Origin of the sequence: Ruminococcus sp. CAG:330, from assembly GCF_000437175.1 — a bacterium.
Taxonomy (GTDB): domain Bacteria; phylum Bacillota; class Clostridia; order Oscillospirales; family Ruminococcaceae; genus Ruminococcus_C.
In genome coordinates, this window is the sequence record NZ_FR898093.1 from 1 (window position 1) to 1,639 (window position 1,639).

The window sequence follows — 1,639 nt, forward strand, 5'->3', positions numbered from 1 at the left end:
AAATCCGCATATATTTCCTATGAACACAAGCTCTTAATATCGGTTTGATATGACAATTTTTCTTTTACGTACGTTTCATAAAGAGCCTTTCTGTTAGGCTATACTTTCTTCTAAAAACTGCAAAGTCTGATATTATATCAGATATGAAAAGTATACTTGAGCCAATTCAAAAAATACTGGCATGCTTCTTCTTCTGTTTCAAACGAATTGAATGAAGTGCGTTTTCCTCGTTCTGAATAATAAGTGTACCATTTCCCATTAGATTCTTCTATGCAATATGTCTCATTTGGAAGACCGCCATTTAGGTCATATGCACGTTTGTCAATGTTTAATTCATTTAACTTTCTTTCTAATGCTTTTTTTGTCATCTTTATTCTGCCTTCATTCCCCGCAGATTCGCAGAATCGCCGCAGCCATCATGCAGGTGTTTTCCTCCAGCTGTTCCAGCGGCAGGAACTCATCGTCCCCGTGCATGTGGTAGTCCCAGTCGGGGTATTCCATGCCGAACGCCACACCGCCGGCAATGTCATGCACATAGGTGCCGCCGCCGATGGCGATGCACTCGCCCGGCGTGCTGGTCTGTTCCTCATAGACCGCTAGCAGATCCTGCACAAAGGGCGTGTCCTTGGGGGTGTGGTGGGGATCGCTCTGAATCAGCGCCTCGCACTGGAATCCCTTTGCCTCAAAGGCAGCCTGCACCTGTTCCAGAACTGCCTCCTTGGTGGTGCTGATGGGGAAACGGATGTCCACACAGCCGGTGAGCATGCCGTGCTCTGCGTGGAGCATGCTGCAAATACAGGTGAGTGCGCCGGATTCCGTGTCAGCGCAGGCGATGCCCAATCCATTGCCGTCGGTGCAGCCGTGGGGGAACAGCTGTGCCAGCGCCTTGCAGTCTGCGAAAGCGCTGTCGCTGCTCAGGTAGGTCAGCAGACCGGTGATAGCGTTGTCACCGCTCTCCGGTGTGGAGGCATGGGCTGCAATGCCCTTGTAGGCGAGTTTGTTCCCGATCCGGGTAATTTGACTGCCCTGCTCTTTCGTGCCGCAGAACGGCGCAGAGAGGCTGACAGAGGCATCCGCCGGAACGGCGTTTGGCGCAGTGCCGGCGGAGAAGCTGGCGATGGGGTCTGCGGTCTGTTTGGTGAACCGCAGCCGGAGCATGCCCTTTTCCAGATGGATGATGGGATAGCTGCCGTCCGGCGTGAATACCTGCGGCGGCATGGCAGCGTGCGCCAGATAATAGGCGAGGTCGGTGGAGCCGTTTTCCTCGTTGCAGCCCAGCAGGAACCGGACGTTTTTCCGGAGGGGAATTCCGGCAGCTTTGATGGCACGGAGGGCGTACAGTACCGCCACAGCCGGTCCTTTGTCGTCAATGGCTCCTCTGCCGTAGATGCTGCCGTTTCGGATTTCGGCGGTGAACGGATCAGAAGTCCAGTTCTCCGGAACTGCCGGAACCACGTCCAAGTGGCAGAGAATGCCCAGATGGGGCGGCAGGGTGCTGTCCCAGTCGGCTGCGCCCATGTGGTAATCGTAGTTGGTGCAGGTCATGCCGAGGGCACTTAGCTGTTCCAGCATGAAGTCCAGCGCATCGGCAGCGGGTTTTCCGTAGGGAAACCCGTCCTGCGGCTGGGGCGTGGCAACA

The 1,639-nt window shown here is 54.7% G+C and carries 2 protein-coding genes; both read right to left on the minus strand.

Going from position 1 to position 1,639, the window contains the following annotated elements; translation table 11 throughout:
• Positions 1 to 137: 137 nt before the first annotated feature.
• Positions 138 to 368 carry a hypothetical protein gene (locus tag QZL66_RS11315; protein WP_293615165.1) on the minus strand — a complete coding sequence of 77 codons (231 nt, stop codon included), beginning with the start codon at positions 366 to 368 and terminating at the stop codon, positions 138 to 140.
• A gap of 13 nt (positions 369 to 381) precedes the next feature.
• The coding region (locus QZL66_RS11320; RefSeq protein WP_293615166.1) for a Sapep family Mn(2+)-dependent dipeptidase at positions 382 to 1,639 on the minus strand (1,258 nt) is incomplete at its 5' end.